The organism is Psychrobacter sp. W2-37-MNA-CIBAN-0211, from assembly GCF_040309405.1.
Classification (GTDB): domain Bacteria; phylum Pseudomonadota; class Gammaproteobacteria; order Pseudomonadales; family Moraxellaceae; genus Psychrobacter; species Psychrobacter glaciei.
The window spans coordinates 1-325 of sequence record NZ_JBEOOU010000077.1; the positions used below are offsets into that span (position 1 = coordinate 1).

The 325-nt window shown below is 39.7% G+C and carries 1 pseudogene; it reads right to left on the reverse strand.

The features are described 5' to 3' along the window. Positions 1-325 (reverse strand): annotated as a pseudogene (locus AAEY72_RS14365) (1-aminocyclopropane-1-carboxylate deaminase/D-cysteine desulfhydrase); the annotation flags it as partial.

The window sequence follows — 325 nt, forward strand, 5'->3', positions numbered from 1 at the left end:
GCTCATATCTTGGCAAAACTGCCATAACTCAGGTGAAAACTTACCATAGCCACCACCATGAAACTCTGTGAGTAACTGCCAGTTGTTTTGATTATTAGCTTTAGCGCTCAGCTTTTTTATTTCTTCATTTAAATAATTAGCTTGTTTTAATACTGCTACACCAATCACTTGTGTTGTTGAAGCACTGCCTTCTATTAATCCAGCAAGCGTGCCACCACTACCGGTAGGGCACACTAAGTAGTTATGCTCAGGTAAGCTTTGTACTAACTCTTTACATCCTAATAAGGCGTGCTCGTTTGTACCACCTTCAGGAATAATATAAGCA